Raw genomic sequence first — 18,728 nt, 5'->3', positions numbered from 1 at the left:
CACACCGCGCCGGGTCTGCTGTTGTGCAGGGCAAGGCGCGAGAAGCGTGGTTTGGTCATTCCAAATAAGCTTCGAGCAACGCAGCCCTGCACAACAGCAGGCCCGGCCCTTCGGGTTGTGCCTTAAAGCGGGCCAGGCTGCGTTGCAGGCCTTGGAAAGGGAACACCATTCCCAGCGGCCTGCGCCTTGCCTGGCCCGCTTTAAGGCGACAACGCGGTGAGGAAACTAAGTGAGAGCGTCCCCTTGAGGCGAATTGATCGCCCCGGCTTCAACAACACCAACCCTGCACGTGGAGAGAACAATAAATGTTGAGATCCCTGAAATTCACCGCCCTGGTCATGGGCATGATCGGTGCGGCACACGCGATGGCGGCGGGTCCGGACCTGACTGTGGTGTCCTTTGGCGGTGCGAACAAGGCTGCGCAGGTCAAAGCCTTCTACGCACCGTGGGAAGCGGCAGGCAACGGCAAGATCGTGGCGGGCGAGTACAACGGCGAAATGGCCAAGGTCAAGGCCATGGTCGACACCAAAAGCGTGTCCTGGGACCTGGTAGAAGTTGAATCGCCAGAACTGTCCCGTGGCTGCGACGAAGACATGTTCGAGCAGCTTGATCCCAAGCTGTTTGGCAACCCCGCGGACTTCGTCAAAGGCGCTATCCAGCCGTGTGGCGTGGGCTTCTTCGTGTGGTCGACCGTGTTGGCCTACAACGCCGACAAACTGGCTTCCGCGCCAACCAGCTGGGTGGATTTCTGGGACACCAAGAAATTCCCGGGCAAGCGTGGCCTGCGCAAAGGCGCCAAATACACCCTGGAATTCGCTCTGATGGCCGACGGCGTAGCGCCCAAAGACGTCTACAAAGTACTGGCCGGCAAGGATGGTCAGGACCGCGCGTTCAAGAAACTCGATGAGCTCAAACCAAGCATCCAGTGGTGGGAAGCCGGCGCACAACCGCCGCAGTACCTCGCTTCCGGCGACGTGGTCATGAGCTCGGCCTACAACGGCCGGATCGCTGCCGTGCAGAAAGAAAGCAACCTGAAAGTGGTGTGGAACGGCGGCATCTACGACTTCGACGCATGGGCGATTCCAAAAGGTCTGGATAAAACACGCGCTGAAGCGGCGAAGAAGTTCATCGCCTTCTCGGTGCAGCCGCAGCAGCAGAAGACCTACTCGGAAAACATCGCCTACGGCCCGGCCAATATCCAGGCCGTACCGTTGCTGGCCAAGGATGTCCTGAAAGACATGCCGACCACCCCGGAAAACATCGCCAACCAGGTGCAGATCGATGTCAGCTTCTGGGCTGACAACGGCGAGCAACTGGAACAGCGCTTCAATTCCTGGGCTGCGAAGTAAGCAAGTCACACAGGACGACGGTTCACCGGATGATCGTTCCCACGCTCTGCGTGGGAGTGCCGCCCGGGACGCTCCGCGTCCCTGTGACGCAGAGCGTCACTGGATGCGTTCCCACGCAGAGCGTGGGAACGATCAGTAACAAAAGTTCGAGGCGGTGTTTGCCACCTCTGCAACGATCAAAGATTTCCGGAGTACGCCATGGCCACCGCCATTCCCCTGAACGCGGGCACTGACCCCACCTTGAAGCAGCGACTCAAGCACGCCGAGCGGATCAACCGCTGGAAGGCTCAAGCCTTGATCGCGCCGTTGGTGCTGTTTCTGTTGCTGGTGTTCCTGGTGCCAATCGTGGCGCTGCTCTACAAAAGCGTGGGTAACCCGGAAGTGGTCGGCGGCATGCCGCGCACTGTGTCGGCCATCGCTGGCTGGGACGGCCGAGGCCTGCCCGCTGAACCGGTTTACAAAGCGGCCAGCGAAGACCTCGCCGAAGCCCGCAAGAATCAAACCCTGGGCGATTTGTCCAAGCGCTTGAACATGGAACTGGCCGGCTACCGCAGCCTGCTGACCAAAACCGCGCGTGCCTTGCCGTTCGCCACTGAACCGGCTTCCTATAAAGAAGCGCTGGAAGCGCTCGACGAGCGTTGGGGCGACCCGGCCTACTGGCAAGCGGTGCGCCGCAACGTCAGCAGCATTACGCCTTACTACCTGCTGGCGGCGGTCGATCATCGGATCGATGACCTCGGCGAACTGGCCCCGGCGACACCCGATCAGGCGATTTACCTGGATATCTTCGCCCGGACCTTCTGGATGGGGCTGGTCATTACGGCGATCTGCCTGGTGCTGGCGTATCCATTGGCTTACCTGCTGGCGAACCTGCCTTCGCGTCAAAGCAACCTGTTGATGATTCTGGTCCTGCTGCCGTTCTGGACCTCGATCCTGGTGCGTGTCGCTGCGTGGATCGTGTTGTTGCAATCGGGCGGCCTGATCAACAGCGGCCTGATGGCCATGGGCATCATCGATAAACCGTTGGAACTGGTGTTCAACCGCACCGGGGTTTACATCTCCATGGTGCATATCCTGCTGCCATTCATGATTTTGCCGATCTATAGCGTCATGAAAGGCATCTCGCCAACCTACATGCGTGCCGCGATTTCCCTCGGCTGCCACCCGTTCGCCAGTTTCTGGCGCGTGTACTTCCCGCAGACCTATGCCGGTGTCGGTGCCGGTTGCCTGTTGGTGTTCATCCTCGCCATCGGCTACTACATCACCCCGGCGTTGCTGGGCAGCCCGAACGATCAGATGGTCAGCTACTTCGTCGCCTTCTACACCAACACCAGCATCAACTGGGGCATGGCGACCGCACTGGGTGGACTGCTGTTGTTGGCGACTGTGGTGCTTTATCTGATTTACAGCTGGCTGGTGGGTGCCAGTCGCCTGCGCCTGAGCTAAGGGGAGAACGAAATGCTGAGTCCTTATATGTCGCCCGTTGAGCGGGTGTGGTTCTACAGTTTGCGGATTCTCTGCGGCCTGGTTTTGCTGTTCCTGATTTTGCCGGTGCTGGTGATTATTCCGCTGTCGTTCAACTCGGGCAGTTTCCTGGTGTACCCGCTGCAAGGCTTTTCGCTGCACTGGTATCAGGACTTCTTTGGCTCGGCCGAATGGATGCGCGCCCTGAAGAACAGCATCATTGTTGCCCCAGCGGCGACGGTGCTGGCGATGATCTTCGGTACGCTTGCGGCGATCGGCCTGACCCGCGGCGACTTTCCCGGCAAGCCACTGGTCATGGCCCTGGTGATTTCGCCGATGGTGGTGCCGGTGGTGATCATTGGTGTGGCGAGTTACCTGTTTTTTGCCCCGTTGGGATTGGGCAATAGCTTCTTCTCGCTGATCGTGGTGCATGCGGTGTTGGGTGTGCCGTTTGTGATCATCACCGTGTCGGCGACGTTGCAGGGGTTCAACCAAAATCTGGTGCGCGCCGCTGCAAGTCTCGGTGCCTCGCCGCTGACGGCATTCCGCCGGGTGACGTTGCCGTTGATTGCACCGGGGGTGATCTCTGGAGCGCTGTTTGCCTTTGCGACATCGTTCGATGAAGTGGTGGTCACGCTGTTCCTCGCGGGTCCCGAACAAGCGACCTTGCCACGGCAGATGTTCAGCGGGATTCGTGAAAACCTCAGTCCGACGATTGCGGCGGCCGCGACACTGTTGATTGCCTTCTCGGTAATCCTGCTGCTGACCCTGGAATGGCTGCGCGGGCGCAGCGAAAAACTGCGCACTTCCCAGGTCTGACGCCACACATCTTCCCCTGTGGGAGCGAGCCTGCTCGCGAAAGCGTAGTGTCAGCCGACATCAATGTTGAATGACACACCGCTATCGCGAGCAGGCTCGCTCCCACAGTTGAATTGTGGTGGTTTCGGGATCGTTGGTCATTCACGACCTGAATAACGGACAAACCCCAATCCCCAGCTACTATTGTGCCCAGCTCCCCTATCTATAAGAGGCTGCGCACGATGAGTCTTTCCTCTTTTAAAATTGCTCATAAACTGATCACCGGCGCAGGTGCCATCGAGCAGCTCGCCGCTGAACTGACGCGTCTTGATGTCGATAACCCGCTGATCGTTACCGATGCAGCACTGGTCAAATCCGGCACGGTCGAGTTGGCGCTGGCGCAGTTGGGTGATCGCACCTACGAGATTTTCGACCGGGTCCTGCCAGACCCGGAAATCGCCATTGTCGAAGACTGCATGCGGGTCTATCGCGACGGCGGGCATGACGGCTTGATCGGTCTGGGCGGCGGCAGTGCTATCGACATTGCCAAGAGCGTGGCGGCGTATGCCGGTTACCACGGCGCGCTGGAAGATCTGTTCGGTGTCGATCAGGTGCCGCGTAAAGGCCCGCCGCTGATCGCCATCCCGACCACCGCCGGTACGGGGTCGGAAGTCACCAACGTGGCGATCCTTTCCGACAAGGTCGCGCAGCTGAAAAAAGGCATCGTCAGCGACTATCTATTACCCGACGTGGCGCTCGTCAGTCCGCAAATGACCCTGACCTGTCCGCGCAGTGTCACCGCTGCCAGTGGCGTCGATGCACTGGTGCATGCCATCGAGTCCTATCTGTCCGTCAATGCCTCGCCGATCACTGATGCCCTGGCCATCGGCGCCATCAAGCTGATCGCCAAGGCGCTGCCCAAGGCCTATGCCAATCCATCCAACCTGCAAGCCCGCGAAGACATGGCCACCGCCAGCCTGATGGCGGGTATGGCGTTCGGCAATGCCGGGGTTGGCGCGGTGCATGCGCTAGCTTATCCGCTGGGCGGACGTTTCAACATCGCCCACGGTGTCAGCAACGCCTTGTTGCTGCCGTATGTCATGACCTGGAACAAGATGGCCTGTGTTGAGCGCATGCAAGATATTGCCGAGGCCATGGGGGTGAAGACCGCTCATCTGAGTGCCAACGAGGCCGCGGACAAAGCCGTGGAGGCGATGACCGCACTGTGCGCAGCGGTGGAAATCCCGCTGGGCATGCGCAGCTTCGGCGTTCCCGAGGACGCCATCCCGGCCATGGCCGCTGAAGCGGCGGGGATCGAGCGCTTGATGCGCAACAACCCACGCAAATTGAGCGCCGCCGATATCGAGAAGATCTACCGAGCGGCGTACTAGAGCCTGCCGTGACTTAATGATCGAAGGCAGGCCCAATCATCGCGGTCACAGTGCGCGCGCCAAAGTATGAGGTATACAATGCGCGCCATCGTGATTCCGCTCAAAAAGGTGCGTCATGCAGCCCTTCGTCATTGCTCCGTCGATTCTCTCCGCCGACTTCGCCCGCCTGGGTGAAGAAGTGGACAACGTCCTGGCCGCCGGTGCCGACTTCGTGCACTTCGATGTCATGGACAACCACTACGTGCCCAACCTGACCATCGGCCCGATGGTGTGTGCGGCGCTGCGTAAATACGGCGTGACCGCGCCAATCGACGCGCACCTGATGGTCAGCCCGGTGGACCGTATCGTCGGTGACTTCATCGAAGCCGGTGCGACTTACATCACCTTCCATCCGGAAGCCTCGCAGCACGTCGACCGTTCCCTGCAACTGATCCGCGAAGGCGGCTGCAAGTCTGGCCTGGTGTTCAACCCGGCGACCCCGCTGAGCGTGCTCGAATACGTGATGGACAAGGTCGACATGATCTTGCTGATGAGCGTCAACCCGGGTTTTGGCGGGCAAAAGTTCATCCCCGGCACCCTCGACAAACTGCGCCAGGCGCGTGCGTTGATCGATGCCTCCGGGCGTGACATTCGCCTGGAAATCGACGGCGGCGTGAACGTGAACAACATTCGTGAAATCGCTGCGGCTGGCGCTGACACCTTTGTCGCGGGCTCGGCGATTTTCAACACGCCAAACTATCAGGAAGTGATCGAGAAGATGCGCGCCGAACTGGCACTGGCTCGCCCATGAGTGGTTTTGAGCAGTTGTTCCCGGGGCGTCTGCCGCGGCTGGTGATGTTCGATCTGGATGGCACGCTGATCGATTCGCTCCCGGACCTCGCAGCGGCTGTGGATAACATGCTGCTCAAGCTGGGGCGTCAGCCTGCCGGCATCGAGTCGGTACGTGAATGGGTCGGCAACGGCGCGCCGGTATTGGTGCGGCGTGCGCTGGCGGGAAGCATCGAGCATTCCGCCGTCGACAACAGTGAGGCTGAACGCGCACTGGAGATTTTCATGCAGGCCTATGGCGCAAGCCATGAGCTGACTGTGGTTTACCCCGGTGTGCGCGATACCTTGAAGTGGCTGCACAAGCAGGGCGTGGAGATGGCGCTGATCACCAACAAGCCGGAGCGTTTCGTCGCGCCGCTGCTGGATCAGATGAAAATCGGCCGCTACTTCAAATGGATCATCGGCGGCGATACCTTGCCGCAAAAAAAGCCCGACCCGGCCGCGCTGTTTTTCGTGATGAAAATGGCCAACATCCCGGCCTCGCAATCCTTGTTCGTCGGCGATTCGCGCAGCGATGTGCTGGCGGCGAAAGCGGCGGGGGTCAAGTGTGTGGCGCTCAGTTACGGCTACAACCATGGCCGGCCGATTGCCGAAGAGTCGCCGGCGCTGGTGATCGACGATCTGCGCAAACTAATTCGCGGTTGCCTGGATCCAGCCGCTGAGATAACGTTGCGCGACGCTGTTCAACCCCCTGCTGGAAACGCCATCGTGGTGGTCACTCGCAAACTCTGGATGAAAGTCATCAAGGCCCTGGCCCGCTGGCGTTGGCGCGCCTGACTTGTTCCTGGCCGGCGTACCGGCGCGTTTGCATACCTGACCGTTAGACCCTCAAGCCACGAGGCTACCCCATGATCCGCGAAGAATTCCTGCGTTTGGCCGCTGCCGGCTACAACCGCATCCCGCTTGCCTGCGAAACCCTGGCTGACTTCGACACGCCGCTGTCGATCTACCTGAAACTGGCTGACGAGCCGAACTCCTACCTGCTGGAATCGGTTCAGGGCGGGGAAAAGTGGGGCCGTTATTCGATCATTGGTCTGCCGTGCCGCACCGTGCTGCGGGTGCATGACCATCACGTCAGTATCACCGTCGACGGCATCGAGACCGAAAGTCACGACGTTGAAGACCCGCTGGCCTTCGTCGAAACCTTCAAGGCCCGTTACAACGTGCCGACCATTGCCGGTCTGCCGCGTTTCAACGGCGGTCTGGTGGGGTATTTCGGTTATGACTGCGTGCGGTATGTGGAGAAGCGCTTGGGCAAATGCCCGAACCCGGATCCGCTGGGCGTGCCGGACATTCTGCTGATGGTCTCCGATGCGGTGGTGGTGTTCGACAACCTCGCCGGCAAGATGCACGCAATTGTGCTGGCTGACCCGGCACAGGTCGATGCTTTCGAACAAGGCCTTGAACGTCTGGAAGAACTGCTGGAAAAGCTTCGCCAGCCGATCACGCCGCGCCGTGGCCTGGATTTCAGCAAGCAACAGTCGGCTGATCCGGTGTTCCGTTCGAGCTTTACCCAGGACGATTACGAAAAAGCCGTCGACACCATCAAGGAATACATCCTGGCCGGTGACTGCATGCAGGTCGTACCGTCCCAGCGCATGTCGATCGACTTCAAGGCAGCCCCGATCGATCTGTACCGGGCGCTGCGTTGCTTCAACCCGACGCCTTATATGTACTTCTTCAACTTCGGCGACTTCCATGTGGTAGGCAGTTCGCCGGAAGTGCTGGTGCGGGTCGAAGACAACCTGATCACCGTGCGCCCGATAGCCGGCACCCGCCCACGCGGCGCCAACGAAGAAGCCGACCTGGCACTGGAAAAAGACCTGCTGTCCGACGACAAGGAAATTGCCGAGCACTTGATGCTGATCGACCTGGGTCGTAACGACACCGGTCGGGTCTCGGAAATCGGTTCGGTGAAACTCACCGAGAAGATGGTCATCGAGCGTTATTCCAACGTGATGCACATCGTGTCCAACGTCACCGGGCAGTTGAAGGCCGGTCTGACGGCGATGGATGCACTGCGGGCGATTCTGCCGGCGGGCACGTTGTCGGGTGCGCCGAAGATTCGCGCGATGGAAATCATCGACGAACTGGAACCGGTGAAACGTGGCGTCTACGGCGGTGCGGTGGGTTATTTTGCCTGGAACGGCAATATGGACACCGCCATTGCAATCCGCACGGCGGTGATCAAAAACGGCGAGCTGCACGTGCAGGCCGGTGGCGGCATCGTCGCCGACTCGGTACCGGCGCTGGAATGGGAAGAAACCCTGAACAAACGCCGCGCGATGTTCCGTGCCGTGGCCCTGGCCGAGCAAACCCCGGATACCTGAGCCCACGCAATACCTGTAGGAGTAAGCCTGCTCGCGAAAGCGGTGTATCAGCGAAGTTGATGTCGACTGACACCACCCCTTCGCGAGCAGGCTCGCTCCCACATGATTGTGCTCACGCCATAAAAAACGCGGCGCCTGTAAGGACGCCGCGTTTTTTTTACCTCGCGATTTTAGAAGTCCAACGCAACCCCTAAGTTAATCCCTTGCTGAGTAAAGTCATCATCCTTGCGAATGTTGTAGCTGGCGCGCAGTGCCAGCTCCTTGGTGAGGTTGTGGCTCACACCCAGGTTCACCCGGTTCAGATTGGATTGCGGGGTGTAGCCTTCCAGCGTGAACTGATTGTTGGGCAGGCTATTGAGGCTGATGGTCACGTCCTGAACATCGTCGTTGTACTCACGCTCGTGAGCCACTTCGCCGAATACCTCGGTTTGTGAGGTGATCTGGTATTTGCCCTGCAAACCGACGCCCAGACGTCGGGAAATACTTTCCTGATCGGCAAAATTCAGCGCTGTGGAATCAGTGGCTTGCTCCGAGTAACCATCGACTTTTACCTTGGAGAAATCGGCGCTGACAAACGGCGACAAGTGCCAAGGGCTACTGACTTGCTGTGCGATGTCGTAGCCGAGGCGAGCGCTAGCGGCTTCGACGTAGCCACTGGTGTCGCCTTTTTCGCTGCGTTCGTTGGCGCCCAGCTGGAATTTACGTTTGAGGCTGTCGTAATCCAGATGCCCGGCCGTCAACGCCATGTCAGCCCATACGCGATTTTGTTGGTATTGGGCGAATGCCGTACCCAGGTAAGTGTTGAGCTTGTAGTCGGAGTCGTTAGTCCCGGCTTCGAGCTTCTGGTTATAGAAACCGGCCGCCACACCGACGCGCCAGGCATCGTCGAGGCGGTAGCTGCCACCGATGTTCAGGTTGTACCCATTACCGTCGGCGCTGACGACGCTGTCCTGCCCGTCAAAATCCTGATGCTGGCCACCGCCTGCAACAATGGCTTGCCATTGGCCGACGCCTTGCCAGTTTTCCCAGTCAGCCATCCATTGGTTACGCAGTTCGTCCTGGTGAGAACGCAGGGTGCCTTGGGCCATTTGCGGCAGCAGCGTCAGCTCCCACGGTGCTGACAACAGGGAGTACGCATAATCGGCGATCAGACGTTGCCCGGCTTCGGTTGGGTGTACCGAGTCGTTGTAGATCAGCTTGGTCGGGTCTGGGGTGGCGCTGTTGATGCCGTAACGGGCGTTCTCGGTGCAGCCGCTGCCGCTGAAGCAGGTGGCGGTCAGGTTCTGATCGGTCGCCAGGCCGAACTGGGCCGGGTTGGCGAAAGCTTCATTGAGCAACACCGGGATGTTCAGCGGGATGATTTCGGCATTGATGTTCTGCAGTCGGCTCACCAATTCGGTGTTGAATTGGGCACTGAGCTGAGAGGTGAACGCTTGCAGCGGGCTGCCGTTGATTGCTGGCGTCAGGCCGATATCGGGCAGCAGCCAGACCATGATGTATTTGGCCCCGGTGGTTTGCAGCGTCTGCACGCTGTTGGCCAATCGGTCGGCGGCGGCACTGGCCTGAGGCAGGCTGGTGACGCGGCCTTGCAGGAAGTCGTTACCGCCACCCGACAGGTAATACAGCGCGTTCGGGTCGGCACGGAAGTTGTTCGAAGGCAGGTAACCCGCCCGGGTACGCTCGCCAGTGGCGGAAGTGGTGGTGATCGAATCGAGAATCTGATCGGTGCGATAACCGCCGACGGCCCAGTTGTTGCCATCGGGCTGACCATTGCTGGCGCGAACCGCCGAATTCGATGACGCGGTCTGGTCCGCCGAATACCCCAGTTTTCCACCCAGTATTTGCGTGGAGTTGAGCGAGCGGACTTCGCCGCTGCCATCCAGATAAACCGGCCCCGTCCGGTTGGTGTAACGTTGGGTCGACCCGGCAGGTCCGCCGGTGTCGGCAAAGGTCCCGGCGTCGTTGAGGCTGTCGCCGAAGACGACGAAACCGGTGTAAGGATTCGGTACTGCGCTCGCTTGGGCGCAGGCCATCACGAGCAAGCATCCTGCGAGCGGTACAAACAACGTCTGTTTGATCATGAGCAAGTCCATTTATTTATTGTTGTAGTGAACAAAACGACAGTACCAAAAACTTCCAGCCTTTTGCCATCTGTCGCGCAGCCTTTGATAGTTTCGCGAGCAGTAGCCCCGGCCATATTGCACGCTCTGCCCGGCTAAGTTACTGTGCCCGGACGTATGAAAGAGACCTTCTCCGTGTTGATCATCAGTAAACTCCTGGATCAAGTCATCAAGGCACACGCCCGCTGGCGTTGGCGCGCCTGAATTCTTTTTGCCGGCCCCGTCGGCCCTGTACCGCTTTGCCTTCTTTGCCTGTTTGAAATGCCGCTTTGCTGGCGCTGCTCCAGCACCTGACAAAGCGCAGCGCTCTGCGGGTAAATCATTCAAAGGCCATCTTTAAAGTCAGTGAATTCAAGAGGTTCAAAACGCCATGTTGCTGATGATCGATAATTGACATCTTGATCTTTTTTAGTTTTTCAGGTCTTTAAGTTTTATTTGAGGCCCCGTGCAGCGGGGCTTTCGTGTTTATTGAGTACTGCCTTGTACATTGCCAGCCAAATTAATTGGGGGTACGGTTGGTGGTACGAGCCACCACCTTGATTGAACCCGCATGCCACTTACCGACATCAAAGCTCGTACCGCCAAGCCTGAATCAAAAGCCTACAAACTGACTGATTCAGAGGGACTCTTTCTTTTGGTGGGAGCCAGCGGATCGAAACTGTGGCGATTGAAGTACCGCATACATGGCAAGGAGAACGTCTTCGCTATTGGGCGTTACCCCGATGTCAGCCTCGCGGAGGCACGTAAAGCGAAGGATGCGGCAAGGACTTTGGTAGCTCAGGGCATTCATCCTGCTCAGCAGCGCAAGGCCGAACAGGCGCTCCGGCAGGCAGAAAATGCAAATACTGTCAAAACGGTGGCGGAGGAGTGGATAGATAAGCGGAAGGCAGTCTGGAGTGCGTATTACTTGAAGCAAGTGCAGACCGCTTTCGATAATGATATTTATCCGTTCATTGGCGAGCAGGCCATGCGCAAGGTCACGGCGGCGCAGCTGCTTGCTATCGTCAAGCGAGTGGATGACCGTGGTGCGCCGACAGTGGCGCTTCTGGTACGGCAGTGGTTATCGGCAGTCTACAGATACGGCGTTGCTACCCTTAGGGCTGATCATGACCCGGCTGCGGCGCTGAAAGGGATCGTTACCCGGCCAAGGGTACAACACAGACGCCCGTTGACCCGTGAGCAGGTTTTGCAGCTCGTCGAGGTCGCGAATGGCTATGGTGGAAGTAAGGCGACCGTGATTGCATTGAAGCTGCTTCTGCTGACCTTCGTCAGGCCTGGAGAGCTGAGGCAGGCGGAGTGGAATGAGTTCGACTTTAAGCGTGCGGAGTGGCGCATCCCAGCTGAACGCATGAAAATGCGCGAGATGCACATTGTTCCGCTTTCCACTCAGGTAATGCTGCTGCTTGATCAACTGAAGGCTATCTCGGGAGCACAGCGGCAGTTGTTTCCGAACCACAGACGGCCGGCTGAGTGCATGACCATCACTACTCTCAATAGAGCTCTTGAGAGAATGAAACTCAACGGAGAAGGCACAATGGATGTTTCTGCACATGCTTTTCGAGCTACGGCATCGACCATTCTGAACGAAATGGGTTATCGCGCGGATGTAATTGAGAGGCAGTTGGCGCATAAGGATAGAAATAAAGTTAGAGCCAGCTACAACCAGGCTGAATATATGATTGAACGTAAAAAAATGATGCAAGACTGGGCGCATATGGTCGAGTCCGTTACTAAAAATCAACTTGTTTGAATGGTCTGGTAATCGATGGTTGTGCGTATTGATGGGGTGGCGGTCGGTTCGGCTTTGGGGGTGGTTAGCCTAGTGAGTGTAATGGCTGAACACGGTCTGCATTTTGACAAGATGCTAGGGTTTGCCGAGCATGGCGTCATGGACTTGTTTGTGGATGTCGGTGCTCACTTTGATGTGTATTGCATTGATGCGGCCACAACGAAACTGGATATTCCAACTTACCTGCTTGCTTATTCTGAGTTTGCCTCGGTTGAGGCGCGGCCTGCTATCAGTGTGCCGCATGCATTACCCGAAAAAATACGCCTGCTACGAGTGAGCAAACTGTGTGTTAAGCAAATGTTGAAAGCCTTGAGGAATGGCCAGAATTTTTCTGTTTCGCAGCAGGTTTTTGATTGTGGAATAGGCGTGGATGGTGGTGGGGATTATAGCTTGGTCAAGCCGGACAGTAATCCGGGTTACAAATTGGCTGGCTTTGACGATTCTGTGCAATGGTGCTTTGGCGCCTACCCAGCAGGGAGTTCTCCTGAGCTCGCGTGGCTAAGTTTTTATTATAGCGCGCCGTCTTATATTTCAATCACGACGCAGGAATTGTGTATTACTTCGGATGGCGTAGCTAAGCTCGTCTCAGCTCTAAGTTTGGCAGCAGAGAGCGTCGTTCAAACTAATGTAGTCGTCTCTCTTTCATCTTCTTCGGAGGAGGCAATAGTGGCGGCAGTGACGGAGGTGCCGACGCTGCAAACCTCGTATGGCGAGTCTGACAGGCTGCTAAGCATGAAAGACTTGATAGAGATAATGAGTTTTAGTCGCTCTAAGATCAATAATCTCCGGAGTTCGCAAAATAAAGGTTACGACCCAACCTTTCCGAGGCCAATCGATACTGGATCGACGGCAGTGCGCTGGCGTGAGTCGGAGATCAGGGGCTGGATTGCTTCCCGCAAACTGAAAGCATGATGAAGTTCTGCAGGAGATGATTATGGATTCTCAACTCTCAATACGAGATCTCAACGAGTCGTTTGTATTTCGGCACTTGCATGCTCTAGCTTTTGAATATGCAGAGGCGGATAGGTGCCGTGAGCTTGGATTTGATTCTTCTGCTCAAAAAATCACTACTGAGTTTATCGGTTTGGCAAATATGATGTGCTTTACAGTGTTTAAGTTGACTGACTTTCGATTGAGGCGATCTCTCTCAGGGCATGAGTGGGAAGGAATGTTTGTTGATAATGAAGTTAAGTCTCTTTCTGGATTCCTAGGGAAAGGTTGGATTCTGCCCCCCAACCCGCAGTTTGACTATAATCCACTCTTGTCTGCCTTTTATTCGGCAGCCATTAGTGCGGGGGTTAATGTGGTTGGCTTTCCTCCCGTATTCAAGAAGGTTACGAACGCTCATGACCATCGAGTGAATTCTGACTTTCTCTATAAATTGGCTGATTGCTTTTCCCTGTTTGCTTTCAAACAGAAAATTCGAGTCCGTTTAGAGAAAGCCAATCGATGCATTGATAAGTGTATTTCTCACGCGGCACAGATGGTGCGTAGTGATGCTGCTCGGATTTTAAAAATTAATTTTTATCTGAGCGGCCTGGTGGATTTTGATGGGCAGTTAAATCATGTGCATGATGTGCTAGCCAAGCTTTTTGGAAAGTTTGCAAACACGATTTCCAAGACGTCTTCGGAGTGGCATGGTGTATCGGGGTATATGAATTTTTCTCGTCTTAGTCGAGGTCGGGGCTTGTATTGCCACTGCATTTTCTTTGTTGATGTAAGTTTTGCACGGACTGACCATTATCTGGTGCATTACTTGGGTAACCTTTGGAAGGACTTGGCGCGGCGGCAAGGTGTCCAAGGATGCTACGATACGTTCCCAATCTTTCAGCAGGATGTTGGTTACGGTTTGCGTTACATATCAGGAAAAGGTCGTTATGGTCCGAGCAGGCAAGGCGCCTCTATGCTCCCCTCTGATGGAAGTGTTGCACGCAATAATGCCAAGCTTTTCAGGGAGTATTTGGAGTATCTTGCGTTTGCAAACTTCATAATGTGCGTAAATCTTGAGCCGCGCGCACGATTGTTCAGTACCTCTGCTCTTGTGGGGAAAAAGGCTGCGCGTGGGGAGACGAAACCCAAGGTACCCAACTCACGGCTTCCTATGCTGACGCTCCCACCGATGGAGCCGGCCAGTATTTGAGAGCCTACTTGCTGTAGGCTCTCTATCAGTGTGAGGCTGAAGAGCGATCCGATATCTTTCTTCAGTGGCTTGTATACCTCACTCGATATCACACCCGCGTGGTTTCGTTTCAGCAATTTGGAGACCAAGGCGCTCCGCGCAGGAGATCATCAGGACGGATGCTTTGTAAGCGATCCACCGAGCACACATTCAACGCAGCGAATTGAAGCCTGGTGCTGTGTTCCCGATCTCTTTCAGGATCCCGCAACCATGATGCGTCCCGACGCCAAAGTTGAAAAAGTGTACCTCTACCCCAAACTCGTGGACTTTCGAAAATCCATCGACGGCCTCGCCGCCCGGTAGAGTTGGATGCAGGCGCATTATGTCTAGCCGCGACCGCCCGAGAACGCTCACGGGAACAGATCGGCCTCTTGCAGGGTTTTGCCTGTCTGGTCCTTGGCCGAAAGCTGTGGCGTTTCACTGAGCTGCCAGTCGATGGCCAGTGTCGGGTCGTTCCAGCGAACGCAGCGCTCGGCCGATGGCGTGTAGTAGTCGGTGGTTTTGTAGAGAAAATCCGCGAAGTCGCTCAGCACGACGAAACCGTGGGCGAAGCCTTCCGGGACCCAGAGCTGGCGATGGTTTTCAGCCGACAAACGCACCGCAACCCAATGGCCGAAATGCGGCGAGCTGCGGCGGATGTCCACTGCGACGTCGAGTACTTCACCGGCGATGACCCGCACCAGCTTTCCCTGAGTGTTTTCCAGTTGGTAGTGCAAACCGCGCAGCACACCTTTTTGCGAGCGGGAGTGATTGTCCTGAACAAATTGCGTGTTCAGGCCGGTCGCCTTCTCGAAAGCTTTGGCATTGAAGCTTTCATAGAAGAAGCCGCGCTCGTCACCAAATACCTTGGGTTCGATGATCAGAACACCGGGCAGGTCGGTGGTGGCTACATTCATTGGTTTTCTCCAGCGATAGTGAACGGGTAATAGCCGTGGCCGGTATTGGCCAAAAAAACGGACATATTAGAACAACGTCTTGATCAGGCAATCAGATCTTTGAAATCAGTGAAACCCAGGCGTTCGCCTTGATAGCTGCCGTCCTGGACCTGTTGGCACCACTCCAGGTTGTCCAGGTACCACTCGACGGTTTTGCGCAGCCCGCTTTCGAAGGTATCTTCGGGAACCCAGCGATCGACGATATCGGCCTGCACGAACTTATAGCGGGTATCGGTCGCGATGCTGGTCAGTGACTCCAGATTGCCAGCGTAGGTCAGCTTGTCCAAATTGAGCACTTCGTGTTCGGTGTGCTGGATCAGATGGCGGGCATAGTGTGCAGGTGGCGTTGTTGATAGGGATGCTGATTGGGCCGTTGATCGGCTGGTTCGTCAGTCGCACCGCACGAGCGCGACGCAAGCGCTTGGCGCTGATTGCGACAAAGGCAGGGTGTGCACATCGAATTTTTTACGCGTTGTTTGTCTATGCCCGTGAGTAAATCCTTCTTTAATCATATAAAATGCCGCGTCTGTCTGAATAGCCGGAGATTCCATAGGGGGTCTCTATATCGGTACGGAGGGATCACTCGTCAGAAGCTACGGCTAATATGGTAACTTTTGTATTCATGGATTAGACAGCGCTCGGTGTGCAGCCCTGTCAGCAACTCAAGGGTATGGCTTTCGCGTGAAAATTCTAGTAACCGGCGGCGCTGGATTTATTGGTTCAGCAGTCATTCGCCACATCATCTCCAATACTGCAGATTCCGTAATCAACCTCGATAAGCTTACTTACGCTGGCAACCTCGAGTCTGTGGCAGAAGCGGCTCAAAGTGAGCGCTATGTTTTCGAGCGAGTGGATATCTGCGACCGGGATCAGGTGGATCGCGTCCTGCGCGAGCACCGGCCCGATACGATCATGCACCTGGCGGCTGAATCCCACGTCGATCGCTCGATCTCCGGCCCTTCCGAGTTCATCCAGACCAACATCATCGGCACTTACACTTTGTTAGAGGCTGCTCGCCACTATTGGAGTGCCATGGATGATGAGCGGAAAGCCAACTTCCGCTTCCATCATATTTCGACCGACGAAGTCTACGGCGACCTAGAGGGGCCGGAAGACCTCTTCACCGAAACCACGCCTTACCAGCCAAGCTCGCCGTATTCGGCCAGTAAAGCCAGTTCAGATCACCTGGTTCGTGCCTGGAGCCGTACGTATGGCTTGCCAACCCTAGTCACCAATTGCTCGAACAACTACGGCCCATGCCATTTCCCTGAGAAGCTGATCCCGCTGATCATTCTCAATGCGCTGGAAGGTAAGCCGCTGCCGGTTTACGGCAAGGGTAACCAGGTGCGTGACTGGCTCTACGTTGAAGACCACGCCCGTGCGCTCTATCAGGTCGTGATCAAAGGCGTGATCGGCGGGACCTACAACATTGGCGGTCACAACGAAAAGCAGAATATTGAAGTGGTGCACACCCTTTGCGCCTTGCTTGATGAGCTGCGTCCGGACTCCATGCATCGGCCCCACGCCAGCTTGATCACTTACGTTAAAGATCGCCCAGGCCACGACCAGCGTTACGCAATTGATGCCAGCAAAATCCAGCGCGAGTTGGGTTGGGTTCCTGAAGAAACGTTCGAGACTGGCATTCGCAAAACCGTCGAGTGGTACCTCGAGAACACTGAATGGGTTGCTCACGTGAAAAGCGGCAGCTATCAACAGTGGATTGATAAAAACTACGCCGACCGCTCAAGCGAAGCATGAAAATCCTTCTGCTTGGAAAGAACGGCCAGGTCGGCTGGGAGCTACAGCGCTCCCTTGCACCACTCGGAGAGGTAATTGCTCTTGACCGTCAAACGGTCTATGGGCTGTGTGGCGACTTGTCCGAACTTGACTCACTGTGCGCAACGATTCGTAAGGTCAATCCCGACGTCATCGTCAACGCTGCAGCTTACACCGCGGTGGACAAAGCTGAATCAGAGCCTGAACTTGCAACTCGCGTAAATGCACTGGCGAGCCAGGTTCTGGCCGAGGAAGCATTGTCCCTTCATGCCTGGCTGATTCACTACTCGACGGACTACGTGTTCAGCGGCAGCGGGCAAAAGCCATGGCAAGAGGATGAAGCGGTTGCGCCAGTGAATCATTACGGTGCGAGCAAGCTCGCTGGCGAGCAGGCCATTACCGCTTCGGGCTGCAAACACCTGATCTTTCGCACCAGTTGGGTCTACGGCGCGCGCGGCAACAACTTTGCCAAGGCCATGTTGCGTCTTGCCAAGGATCGGGAAGCCCTTAGTGTCATCGCAGACCAGATCGGCGCACCCACCGGTGCGGATCTGATCGCAGACGTAACGGCCCAGGCCATTCAGAAAGTCATACAGCATCCAGAACTCGAAGGCCTGTATCACTTGGCGGCCAGTGGCGACGTGTCATGGCACGGCTATGCTAGTCATGTGATCGAATTCGCCCGCAGCCATGGCGAACAACTGGCGGTGACGGCAATCAATCCGATCGACACCACGGCCTACCCAACACTTGCGCGTCGACCTCTGAATTCGCGTTTGAATACTCAGAAGCTGCGTGACAATTTTTCTCTGCACTTGCCTGATTGGCAAAGTGGCGTAACCCGAATGCTTATGGAAGTTCTGAATAAATGATGAACACGACAAATCGTAAAGGTATCCTCCTCGCAGGCGGCTCGGGCACGCGTTTGCACCCGTTGACCCTCGCCGTTTCGAAGCAGATGCTGCCAATCTACGACAAGCCGATGGTCTTTTATCCGCTGTCGGTGCTGATGCTTGCGGGCCTGCGTGAGATTTTGATCATTTCTACCCCTGAAGACCTGCCGAGCTTTCGCAAGCTGCTGGGGGATGGGAGTCTCTATGGTATCCAGCTGACTTACGCCGAGCAACCTAGCCCTGATGGCCTGGCACAGGCGTTCATCATTGGCGAAGAGTTCATCGGTAAAGATCCATGCTGTCTGATTCTGGGCGATAACATTTTCTACGGTCAGCACTTCTCGGACAATCTGCGTTCTGCTAGCACTCAAACCCATGGGGCAACGGTTTTCGGTTATCACGTTTCCGATCCGGAGCGCTTCGGTGTGGTTGAGTTCGATGGCTCGGGGCGCGCGCTGAGCATCGAAGAGAAGCCACTTAAGCCAAAATCCAGCTATGCGGTCACCGGGCTGTATTTCTACGACAACCAGGTCGTCGAAATTGCCAAGAGCATCAAACCGTCCGAGCGCGGAGAGCTGGAAATCACCGACGTCAACCGCGCCTATCTTGGGCAAAAGACGCTGAATGTCGAAATGCTCGGTCGCGGCTTCGCCTGGCTGGACACCGGTACCCACGATTCGCTGGTTGAAGCCAGTCACTTTGTGCACACCATTGAGCAGCGGCAAGGGCTGAAAGTGGCTTGCCTGGAAGAGATTGCGTACCACAACGGTTGGATCACTGCCGAGCAGTTGGGTGCTCAAGCCGATGCTCTGAAGAAGACCGGCTACGGTCAGTACCTGCAGAAGCTGCTGGACTCGCCTTCCCACTAAGTCGATC

16 protein-coding genes and 2 pseudogenes are annotated in these 18,728 nt (G+C 56.5%); 13 read left to right on the top strand and 5 right to left on the bottom strand.

All coding sequences use genetic code 11. The annotated features are described in order from the left end of the window. Positions 1-305 precede the first annotated feature (305 nt). From PMI22_RS06065 to trpE, 7 genes are all read left to right on the top strand, one after another. On the top strand, positions 306-1,349 hold the full coding sequence (locus tag PMI22_RS06065) for an ABC transporter substrate-binding protein (protein WP_007948026.1): 1,044 nt from the start codon (positions 306-308) through the stop codon (positions 1,347-1,349). Positions 1,350-1,547: 198 nt separating this feature from the next. After that, complete coding sequence (locus PMI22_RS06070; RefSeq protein ID WP_007948025.1) at positions 1,548-2,795, top strand: ABC transporter permease; 1,248 nt, start codon at positions 1,548-1,550, stop codon at positions 2,793-2,795. 12 nt (positions 2,796-2,807) lie between these two features. Then, positions 2,808-3,632 (top strand): ABC transporter permease, encoded by an 825-nt coding sequence (locus PMI22_RS06075; protein WP_007948024.1) that lies wholly within the window; start codon positions 2,808-2,810, stop codon positions 3,630-3,632. A 221-nt stretch (positions 3,633-3,853) separates the two neighbouring features. Next, entirely contained in the window at positions 3,854-5,002 is a 1,149-nt protein-coding gene (locus PMI22_RS06080; protein WP_007948023.1) for an iron-containing alcohol dehydrogenase, read from the top strand. 115 nt (positions 5,003-5,117) lie between these two features. Continuing rightward, positions 5,118-5,792 carry a ribulose-phosphate 3-epimerase gene (gene rpe / locus PMI22_RS06085; protein ID WP_007948022.1) on the top strand — a complete coding sequence of 225 codons (675 nt, stop codon included), beginning with the start codon at positions 5,118-5,120 and terminating at the stop codon, positions 5,790-5,792. Continuing rightward, positions 5,789-6,607, top strand: coding sequence for a phosphoglycolate phosphatase (locus tag PMI22_RS06090; protein WP_007948020.1), 819 nt, complete (start codon positions 5,789-5,791; stop codon positions 6,605-6,607). The genes rpe and PMI22_RS06090 overlap by 4 nt, the downstream gene beginning before the upstream one ends. A gap of 71 nt (positions 6,608-6,678) precedes the next feature. Further along, positions 6,679-8,160 (top strand): anthranilate synthase component I, encoded by a 1,482-nt coding sequence (trpE, locus tag PMI22_RS06095; protein ID WP_007948019.1) that lies wholly within the window; start codon positions 6,679-6,681, stop codon positions 8,158-8,160. Positions 8,161-8,330: 170 nt separating this feature from the next. Here the strand turns inward: trpE and estP are convergent, their stop codons facing one another. Both estP and PMI22_RS31470 read right to left on the bottom strand, forming a co-directional pair. Beyond that, on the bottom strand, positions 8,331-10,241 hold the full coding sequence (estP, locus tag PMI22_RS06100) for an esterase EstP (protein WP_007948018.1): 1,911 nt from the start codon (positions 10,239-10,241) through the stop codon (positions 8,331-8,333). Between the two features lie 12 nt (positions 10,242-10,253). After that, on the bottom strand, positions 10,254-10,607 hold the full coding sequence (locus PMI22_RS31470; protein WP_157214456.1) for a hypothetical protein: 354 nt from the start codon (positions 10,605-10,607) through the stop codon (positions 10,254-10,256). Positions 10,608-10,830: 223 nt separating this feature from the next. On the opposite strand from PMI22_RS31470, the gene PMI22_RS06105 reads away from it, so the two are divergent. Genes PMI22_RS06105 through PMI22_RS06110 form a run of 3 tightly spaced genes read left to right on the top strand, consistent with a single transcriptional unit; the run spans position 10,831 to position 14,209 of the window. Next, positions 10,831-12,030: a tyrosine-type recombinase/integrase gene (locus tag PMI22_RS06105; RefSeq protein WP_007948017.1), complete on the top strand. Its 1,200-nt coding sequence runs from the start codon at positions 10,831-10,833 to the stop codon at positions 12,028-12,030. Between the two features lie 15 nt (positions 12,031-12,045). Further along, on the top strand, positions 12,046-12,981 hold the full coding sequence (locus PMI22_RS30030) for a helix-turn-helix transcriptional regulator (protein WP_007948016.1): 936 nt from the start codon (positions 12,046-12,048) through the stop codon (positions 12,979-12,981). Between the two features lie 22 nt (positions 12,982-13,003). Then, positions 13,004-14,209, top strand: coding sequence for a hypothetical protein (locus PMI22_RS06110; RefSeq protein WP_007948015.1), 1,206 nt, complete (start codon positions 13,004-13,006; stop codon positions 14,207-14,209). A gap of 389 nt (positions 14,210-14,598) precedes the next feature. Here PMI22_RS06110 and rfbC read toward each other — a convergent pair whose 3' ends face one another. The 3 genes and pseudogenes from rfbC to PMI22_RS32550 form a co-directional block, all read right to left on the bottom strand. After that, a complete protein-coding gene (gene rfbC / locus PMI22_RS06115; protein WP_007948013.1) occupies positions 14,599-15,144 on the bottom strand; it encodes a dTDP-4-dehydrorhamnose 3,5-epimerase in 546 nt (181 codons plus the stop codon). Between the two features lie 83 nt (positions 15,145-15,227). Further along, positions 15,228-15,374, bottom strand: a pseudogene (locus tag PMI22_RS06120) (dTDP-glucose 4,6-dehydratase); the annotation flags it as partial. Beyond that, positions 15,375-15,503: pseudogene (locus tag PMI22_RS32550) on the bottom strand (dTDP-glucose 4,6-dehydratase); the annotation flags it as partial. It abuts the pseudogene before it with no gap. 361 nt (positions 15,504-15,864) lie between these two features. Here PMI22_RS32550 and rfbB point away from each other — a divergent pair. Genes rfbB through rfbA form a run of 3 tightly spaced genes read left to right on the top strand, consistent with a single transcriptional unit; the run spans position 15,865 to position 18,721 of the window. Next, positions 15,865-16,941, top strand: coding sequence for a dTDP-glucose 4,6-dehydratase (rfbB, locus tag PMI22_RS06125; RefSeq protein WP_007948011.1), 1,077 nt, complete (start codon positions 15,865-15,867; stop codon positions 16,939-16,941). Further along, the gene (gene rfbD / locus PMI22_RS06130; RefSeq protein WP_007948010.1) at positions 16,938-17,831 is read left to right on the top strand and encodes a dTDP-4-dehydrorhamnose reductase; all 894 of its coding nucleotides are present in this window, start codon (positions 16,938-16,940) and stop codon (positions 17,829-17,831) included. The genes rfbB and rfbD overlap by 4 nt, the downstream gene beginning before the upstream one ends. Beyond that, positions 17,831-18,721 (top strand): glucose-1-phosphate thymidylyltransferase RfbA, encoded by an 891-nt coding sequence (gene rfbA / locus PMI22_RS06135; RefSeq protein ID WP_033049605.1) that lies wholly within the window; start codon positions 17,831-17,833, stop codon positions 18,719-18,721. The genes rfbD and rfbA overlap by 1 nt, the downstream gene beginning before the upstream one ends. Positions 18,722-18,728: the final 7 nt, after the last annotated feature.

It is taken from the genome of Pseudomonas sp. GM21, assembly GCF_000282215.1.
Classification (GTDB): Bacteria; Pseudomonadota; Gammaproteobacteria; order Pseudomonadales; family Pseudomonadaceae; genus Aquipseudomonas.
Note: the sequence above shows the minus strand (reverse complement) of the source record. Positions and strands in the feature narration are given on the sequence as shown.